At 34.3% G+C, this 8,612-nt stretch carries 8 protein-coding genes and 3 tRNA genes; all 11 read right to left on the reverse strand.

What is annotated here, in order from left to right:
* Positions 1-56 precede the first annotated feature (56 nt).
* Positions 57-3,866, reverse strand: coding sequence for a DNA-directed RNA polymerase subunit beta (rpoB, locus tag ACWYN7_RS14385; RefSeq protein WP_462860668.1), 3,810 nt, complete (start codon positions 3,864-3,866; stop codon positions 57-59).
* Positions 3,867-4,014: 148 nt separating this feature from the next.
* Positions 4,015-4,392, reverse strand: a complete 378-nt coding sequence (gene rplL / locus ACWYN7_RS14390) for a 50S ribosomal protein L7/L12 (RefSeq protein WP_068357668.1) — start codon at positions 4,390-4,392, stop codon at positions 4,015-4,017.
* A 47-nt stretch (positions 4,393-4,439) separates the two neighbouring features.
* Positions 4,440-4,961: a 50S ribosomal protein L10 gene (gene rplJ, locus ACWYN7_RS14395; RefSeq protein ID WP_462860669.1), complete on the reverse strand. Its 522-nt coding sequence runs from the start codon at positions 4,959-4,961 to the stop codon at positions 4,440-4,442.
* 19 nt (positions 4,962-4,980) lie between these two features.
* Entirely contained in the window at positions 4,981-5,670 is a 690-nt protein-coding gene (gene rplA / locus ACWYN7_RS14400) for a 50S ribosomal protein L1 (protein WP_462860670.1), read from the reverse strand.
* Between the two features lie 20 nt (positions 5,671-5,690).
* Entirely contained in the window at positions 5,691-6,128 is a 438-nt protein-coding gene (rplK, locus tag ACWYN7_RS14405) for a 50S ribosomal protein L11 (RefSeq protein ID WP_462860671.1), read from the reverse strand.
* A gap of 70 nt (positions 6,129-6,198) precedes the next feature.
* Positions 6,199-6,747, reverse strand: coding sequence for a transcription termination/antitermination protein NusG (nusG, locus tag ACWYN7_RS14410; RefSeq protein ID WP_068357679.1), 549 nt, complete (start codon positions 6,745-6,747; stop codon positions 6,199-6,201).
* 10 nt (positions 6,748-6,757) lie between these two features.
* Positions 6,758-6,946 (reverse strand): preprotein translocase subunit SecE, encoded by a 189-nt coding sequence (gene secE, locus ACWYN7_RS14415; RefSeq protein WP_015480735.1) that lies wholly within the window; start codon positions 6,944-6,946, stop codon positions 6,758-6,760.
* An 18-nt stretch (positions 6,947-6,964) separates the two neighbouring features.
* Positions 6,965-7,037: transfer RNA gene (locus tag ACWYN7_RS14420), tRNA-Trp, on the reverse strand.
* A 76-nt stretch (positions 7,038-7,113) separates the two neighbouring features.
* Positions 7,114-8,301, reverse strand: coding sequence for an elongation factor Tu (gene tuf / locus ACWYN7_RS14425; RefSeq protein ID WP_462860672.1), 1,188 nt, complete (start codon positions 8,299-8,301; stop codon positions 7,114-7,116).
* Between the two features lie 59 nt (positions 8,302-8,360).
* Positions 8,361-8,433: transfer RNA gene (locus ACWYN7_RS14430), tRNA-Thr, on the reverse strand.
* Positions 8,434-8,450: 17 nt separating this feature from the next.
* Positions 8,451-8,523, reverse strand: a tRNA-Gly gene (locus tag ACWYN7_RS14435).
* Between the last annotated feature and the right edge of the window lie 89 nt (positions 8,524-8,612).

Below are 8,612 nucleotides of genomic sequence, written 5' to 3' on the forward strand. Positions count from 1 at the left end.
GCAGTATTCAGTTTACAGTAACATAAGGGTTACTGTAAACTGGTTACTGAAAAAATTTATTCTTCTAATCTAACGTCTAATCCTAAACCTTTCAGTTCGTGCATTAATACGTTAAACGATTCTGGTAAACCTGGTTCTGGCATAGCTTCACCTTTAACAATACTTTCGTATGTTTTTGCTCTACCCATTACATCATCAGATTTTACAGTTAAGATTTCTCTTAATATGCTTGATGCTCCATAAGCCTCGAGTGCCCAAACTTCCATTTCTCCAAAACGCTGACCTCCAAATTGTGCTTTACCTCCTAAAGGTTGTTGTGTTATTAAAGAGTATGGTCCAATAGAACGCGCGTGCATTTTATCTTCGATCATGTGTCCTAACTTAATCATATAGATGATACCAACTGTTGCTGGTTGGTCGAAACGTTTTCCTGTTCCACCATCATATAAATAAGTATGTCCAAATCTTGGTACACCCGCTGAATCTGTAATTGCATTAATTTGGTCTAAAGATGCACCATCAAAAATTGGTGTAGCATATTTAGTATCTAATTTTTGACCTGCCCAACCAAGAACAGTTTCATAAATCTGACCAATGTTCATACGAGAAGGTACACCTAATGGATTTAATACGATATCTACTGGAGTTCCGTCTTCTAAGAAAGGCATATCTTCTGCTCTTACAATACGAGCAACAATACCTTTATTTCCATGACGACCCGCCATTTTATCACCCACTTTTAACTTACGTTTTTTGGCAATATATACTTTGGCTAATTTTAAAATTCCTGCAGGTAATTCATCTCCTACTGAAATTGTAAATTTCTGGCGACGTAAATTACCTTGTAAGTCATTTACTTTAATTTTATAGTTGTGTACTAATTCACCAACTAAATCATTTAAGTCGCTATCTGTTGTCCAAGAACCTGTTAAGTGAACATAATCATCAACAGAGTTTAACATTTTTAAAGTGTATTTTTTACCTTTTGGTAAAACTTCTTCACCTAAATCGTTATAAACTCCTTGAGAAGTTTTTCCACTAATTAAAGTGAATAATTTCTCTATTAATTCGTCTTTTAAGCTTTCGAATTTAGAAACAAAAGATTGTTCTAAAGTAGCCACAGCTTCTTTATCTCTTAATCTCTTATTTTTATCTTTTACTGCTCTTTTGAATAATTTTTTATCAATTACTACACCTCTTAATGATGGAGAAGCTTTTAATGATGCATCTTTTACATCACCAGCTTTATCACCAAAAATGGCACGTAATAATTTTTCTTCTGGAGTTGGATCAGATTCTCCTTTTGGTGTAATTTTACCAATTAAGATATCACCAGGATTTACTTCTGCTCCAATTCTAATCATTCCATTTTCATCTAAATCTTTGGTAGCTTCTTCAGAAACATTAGGAATATCGTTAGTTAACTCTTCAGTTCCTAATTTTGTATCTCTTACGTCTAAAGAATACTCATCAATATGAATAGATGTAAATATATCTTCGCGAACTACTTTTTCAGAAATTACAATTGCATCCTCAAAGTTATACCCTTTCCAAGGCATAAAGGCTACTTTCATATTTCTACCTAAAGCTAATTCTCCTTTTTGTGTTGCATAACCTTCACAAAGTACTTGTCCTTCTTCCACTCTATCTCCTTTTTCTACAATAGGTTTTAGGTTGATAGATGTACCTTGGTTGGTTTTTCTAAATTTAATTAAGTTATAAGATGTTTCATCAGAATCAAAACTTACCATTTTTTCTTCTTCTGTTCTATCGTACTTAATTGTAATTTTATTAGCATCTACATAAGTTACTACTCCTGCTCCTTCTGCATTGATTAAGATTCTAGAATCTTTTGCAACTCTACGTTCTAAACCAGTACCTACAATTGGAGATTCTGGACGTAATAAAGGAACTGCTTGACGCATCATATTCGATCCCATTAATGCACGGTTGGCATCATCATGTTCTAAGAAAGGAATTAAAGATGCAGAAATAGAAGCAATTTGATTTGGAGCAACGTCCATATAATCAATTGCATCTGGGCTAACCACAGGGAAATCACCTTCTTCACGAGCAATAACTCTATCTGTTACAAAGCTACCATCTTCATTTAATTCTAAATTAGATTGGGCAAATTTCATACCTTCTTCTTCTTCAGCACTTAAATAGGTTGGTTCGTTTTTTTCTACAATTCCGTTATCAACTTTTCTATAAGGAGTTTCTATAAATCCTAAGTTATTCACTTTTGCAAATACAGAAAGTGAAGAAATCAGACCAATATTCGGTCCCTCAGGAGTTTCAATAGGACATAAACGTCCATAGTGAGTATAGTGAACATCACGTACCTCGAAACCTGCTCTTTCTCTAGATAAACCACCTGGCCCAAGTGCAGATAATCTACGCTTGTGTGTGATCTCTGCTAATGGATTTGTTTGATCCATAAACTGAGATAATTGGTTGGTACCAAAGAAAGAATTAATTACAGATGATAAAGTTTTTGCATTAATCAAATCTATTGGAGTAAATACCTCATTGTCACGTACATTCATACGCTCACGAATAGTTCTAGCCATACGTGCTAAACCAACACCAAACTGACCTGCTAGTTGTTCACCAACAGTTCTTACACGTCTATTAGATAAGTGATCGATATCATCAACTTCTGCTTTAGAATTGATTAATTCGATTAAATATTTAATGATCGTAATAATATCTAACTTTGTTAGTACTTTCTGATCAATAGGTTCGTTTAACTGAAGTTTAGTGTTCATTCTAAAACGACCAACTTCACCTAAATTATATCTTTGTTCAGAGAAGAATAACTTATCTATAATACCTCTTGCAGTTTCCTCATCTGGCGGTTCTGCATTACGTAATTGTCTATATATGTGTTCTACAGCTTCTTTTTCAGAGTTTGTAGGATCTTTTTGTAAAGTATTATGAATAATTGCGTAGTCTGCCATATCATTATCTACTTTATGTAGTAAAATGGTTTTGGCTCCAGCATCAATTATATCATCAATATGTTCTTTATCTAAAATTGTATCACGATCAAAAACGATTTCATTTCTTTCGATTGATACAACTTCTCCAGTATCTTCATCAACAAAATCTTCGTGCCAAGTTTTTAAAACTCTAGCTGCTAATTTCCTACCTAATACTTTCTTTAATCCCGCTTTAGAAACTTTAACTTCTTCTGCAAGGTCAAAAATTTCTAATATATCTTTATCTCTTTCAAAACCAATGGCTCTGAATAATGTTGTTACTGGTAATTTTTTCTTTCTATCAATATAAGCATACATTACTTGATTGATATCTGTAGCAAATTCAATCCAAGATCCTTTAAAAGGAATGACTCTTGCTGAATATAATTTTGTACCATTTGCATGGAAAGATTGCCCAAAGAATACACCTGGAGATCTGTGTAACTGAGAAACAACAACTCGCTCTGCACCGTTAATTACAAAGGTACCAGAGTTTGTCATATAAGGAATTGTACCAAGATAAACGTCTTGTACAATGGTTTCGAAATCTTCATGTTCTGGATCTGTACAATAAAGTTTTAAACGTGCCTTTAATGGTACACTGTGTGTAAGACCTCTTTCAATACATTCTTGAATTGAATATCTAGGTGGATCTACGAAGTAGTCTAAAAATTCTAAAACGAATTGATTTCTGGTATCTGTGATTGGAAAGTTATCCATGAAGGTTTTATACAAACCTTCTTCACCTCTTTCTTCTGCTTTAGTTTGAAGTTGGAAAAAATCTTGAAAAGATTTTACCTGAATATCCAAGAAATCTGGATACTCTTTAATCATTTGAGAAGTTGCGAAGTTGATTCTTTCAGTATTGTTTTTCGTTGCCAAAAGAGAATATTTTTTTGATTAAAATCTGAATTAAAGTAAAGAACTAATATAGACACAAAATGGTTTAGGCCTAAAACTAATGTTTTAGTACCTAAACCTAAATTTGTTTTCCTGTTTCTAAATCTTACAAAAAACAGGAAGATATAGCTTACTTAAGCTCTACTTCAGCTCCAGCTTCTTCTAAAGATTTTTTAAGACCTTCTGCCTCATCTTTAGAAACACCTTCTTTGATTGGTGCTGGTGCACTATCTACGATACCTTTAGCATCTTTTAATCCTAAACCAGTTAATTCTTTAACTAATTTTACAACTGCTAATTTAGAACTACCTGCTGCTGTTAAGATAACATCAAATTCAGTTTGCTCTTCTGCTGCATCATCTGCTCCACCTGCTGCTGGACCTGCTACTGCTACTGCTGCTGCTGCTGGCTCAATACCATACTCATCTTTTAAGATAGTAGCTAATTCATTAACTTCTTTTACAGTTAAGTTAACTAATTGCTCTGCGAAATCTTTTAATTCTGCCATTTTAATTGTTTTTAAAAATTTTGTTTTATTATAGTTTATTTGTGCGCTTATTCTTTTTCAGATAAAGTTTTAATAATACCTGAAAGTGTTTGTCCACCAGACTGTAATGCTGAAATAACATTCTTAGCTGGAGACTGTAATAATCCAACGATTTCACCAATAAGTTCTTCTCTAGATTTAATATCTACTAAAGCATCTAATTGATCATCACCAATATATACAGATTCTTCTGCAAAAGCTCCTTTTAAAATAGGTCTATCTTTTACTTTTTTTCTGAATTCTTTGATTAATTTAGCTGGAGCATTTGCTGCTTCAGAAATCATCATTGATGTATTACCTTTTAATACTGATGGTAAGTCTTCAAATTCTTTATCTGAAGCTTCCATTGCTTTTGCAAGTAATGTATTTTTTACTACCGATAATTGAATACCTGCTTTAAAACAAGCTCTTCTTAAATTAGAAGTAGTTTGTGCATCTAACCCTGAAATGTCTGCTAAGTATACTGTATTTGTATTTGCTAATACTTCTGTTAAATCTTGTATTACTTGTGATTTTTCTTCTCTAGTCATAATTATAAGTTTTAACGTATTAAACAGTTTTTACATCAACAGCAATACTAGGACTCATTGTACTAGACATAAAAACGCTTTTTACATACGTTCCTTTTGCAGTTGTTGGTTTCAATTTAATAATAGTTTGTATTAACTCGTTTGCATTTTCTTCAATTTTCTTAGCATCAAAAGATACTTTTCCAATTGCTGCATGTACGATACCAGTTTTATCAACTTTAAAATCGATTTTACCAGCTTTTACATCTGTTACTGCTTTTGCAACATCCATTGTTACTGTACCAGTTTTTGGGTTTGGCATTAAACCTCTAGGACCTAATATTCTACCTAAAGGACCTAATTTACCCATTACACTTGGCATAGTGATAATTACATCTACATCTGTCCAACCTCCTTTAATTTTTTGAAGGTACTCATCTAATCCAACATAATCTGCACCTGCTGCTGTAGCGTCTGCTTCTTTATCTGGAGTAACTAATGCTAAAACTTTTACATCTTTACCAGTTCCATGAGGTAATGTTACTACACCTCTAACCATTTGATTAGCTTTACGTGGATCTACTCCTAAACGAATTGCTAAATCTACTGATGCATCAAACTTTACATTAGTAATGTCTTTGACTAGCGCTGAAGCAGCAGCTAAATCATAAGATTGCGTTTTATCAACCTTAGCGTGAGCTTCTTTTTGCTTTTTTGTTAATTTTGCCATTTTACTACTTTTTATAAAGTTTATGCTGGTGCATCACCTTTTACTGTTAATCCCATAGAACGAGCTGTACCTGCAATCATACGCATTGCTGAAGAAACTTCAAAGGCATTTAAATCTACCATTTTGTCTTCTGCAATAACTTTAATTTGATCCCAAGTAACTAATGCTACTTTCTTTCTGTTTGGTTCTCCTGAACCTTTTTTAATTTTGGCCGCTTCTAGTAACTGAACTGCTGCAGGAGGAGTTTTTACAACAAAATCGAACGATTTGTCTTTGAAAACAGTAATAACAACAGGTAAAACCTTACCTTGTTTGTCTTGCGTTCTTGCATTGAACTGTTTACAAAACTCCATAATGTTAACACCAGCAGCACCTAAAGCGGGTCCAACCGGCGGCGACGGATTCGCTGAGCCTCCCCTTACTTGTAACTTAACTACTTTACTAACTTCTTTTGCCATTTTAAAAATGTTTAATGATTTATTTTAAGTTGGAAGCCAAAAAATAAATCGATATATATTTGTGTAACAATTATATCTTTTCTACTTGCATATAACTTAATTCTAATGGTGTTTTTCTTCCGAATATTTTCACCATTACTTCAAGTTTACGCTTTTCTTCGTTTACTTTTTCTATAGTTCCATCAAATCCATTAAAAGGACCATCAACAACTTTTACTGTTTCCCCTTGATTATAAGGAATAGCGATGTTTTCATCTTGCACGGAAAGTTCATCAACTTTACCTAGCATTCTGTTTACCTCAGACTTACGCATAGGTACAGGTTCACCACCTTTAGTTTCACCTAAAAACCCGATAACTCCTGTAATTGCTTTGATTACGTGAGGAACTTCACCTGAAAGGTTAGCCTCTACCATAATATATCCTGGAAAGTAAACTCTTTCTCTATTAACTTTTTTTCCGTTTCTAATTTGAACTACCTTTTCTGTTGGTACAATTACCTGATTAACATAATCAGATAAACCTACTCTAGAAATTTCAGTTTCAATGTAATTTTTAACTTTATTTTCTTGTCCTCCAATGGCTCTAACAACATACCATTTCATCACTGAATCAGCCATAATTTATTACTTAAAATAATTTAAAAAAGTTATCTAACCCAGTCTGAAAAACATAATCTATACCAGCTACAGCTAATGCGAATACAATAGTAAAAACTGCTACAGTAACAGTTGTTTTTTGGGCATCTTCTTTAGATATCCAAGTCATATGGTTACTTAATTCGTCAAAAGAATCTTTGATATATTGTATAAAGTTCATCTTACTTAATTTATTTCGCACGGATTGAGGGACTCGAACCCCCGACACCTGGTTTTGGAGACCAGTGCTCTACCAACTGAGCTAAACCCGTCTCTGTTATTTATTCATAAAGGCGTCCCGTTAAAAACGGGACACCCTTTAAATTTATTAACTAGTAAACTAAAATATTAGTCTAATAATTCAGTTACCTGACCTGCTCCTACAGTTCTACCACCTTCACGGATAGCAAAACGTAAACCAACATTTAATGCAATTGGTTGAATTAAGTCAACAGTAATTGTTAAGTTATCTCCAGGCATAACCATCTCTACACCAGAAGGTAAATTAATAGTACCTGTTACATCTGTAGTTCTTACATAGAACTGTGGACGATAATTGTTATGGAATGGAGTGTGACGACCACCTTCTTCTTTCTTTAAAACATATACTTCTGCTTTAAATTTTGCGTGTGGAGTAACAGAACCTGGCTTACAGATTACCATACCTCTTTTAATATCTTCTTTAGCAATACCTCTTAATAAGATACCTGCATTATCTCCAGCCTCACCTCTATCTAAGATTTGACGGAACATCTCAATACCAGTAATAGTAGAAGACATCTTCTCTGCACCCATACCAATAATATCAACAACATCTCCTGTATTAGCGATACCAGTTTCGATACGACCTGTAGCTACAGTTCCACGACCAGTAATTGAAAACACATCCTCAACAGGCATTAAGAAATCTTTATCAACCTCTCTTAATGGCTCTTCAATCCAAGTATCACAAGCTTCCATTAATTCTAAAACTGTATCTACCCATTTTTGCTCACCATTTAAAGCTCCCAAAGCAGAACCTGAAACTACAGGACCATTATCACCATCATACTCGTAGAAAGATAATAACTCTCTAACCTCCATATCAACTAACTCTAAAAGCTCTTCATCATCAACCATATCAACTTTGTTTAAGAAAACAACGATACGTGGAATACCTACCTGACGACCTAATAAGATGTGCTCTCTAGTTTGTGGCATTGGACCATCTGTAGCAGCAACAACCAAAATTGCCCCATCCATTTGAGCAGCACCTGTAACCATGTTCTTTACGTAATCCGCGTGACCTGGACAGTCTACGTGAGCGTAGTGACGATTAGCAGTTTGATACTCTACGTGAGAAGTATTAATTGTAATACCTCTTTCTTTTTCTTCTGGTGCATTATCAATCTGATCAAAAGATCTAGCTTCAGAGAATCCTGCATCAGCTAATACTTTAGTAATAGCCGCAGTTAAAGTTGTTTTACCGTGATCTACGTGTCCGATTGTACCAATATTTAAGTGAGGTTTCGAACGGTCAAAAGTTCCTTTTGCCATAATTATTGATTTTAATTCTTAGTTTAAATATATTTAGTGTCTAATATTATTATACAATGAGCCAATGACGGGATTTGAACCCGTGACCTCATCCCTACCAAGGATGCGCTCTACCAACTGAGCTACACCGGCTTTGTTGGATTTCTTTGAGCGAAAGACCGGGTTCGAACCGGCGACATTCAGCTTGGAAGGCTGACGCTCTACCAACTGAGCTACTTTCGCAAAATGTAAATTTGTGGGGAGAGCAGGATTCGAACCTGCGAAGACATAGTCAACGGAGTTACAGTCCGTCCTCGTTGGCCGCTTGAGTA

The sequence above is a fragment of the Polaribacter sp. M10 genome, from assembly GCF_054968445.1.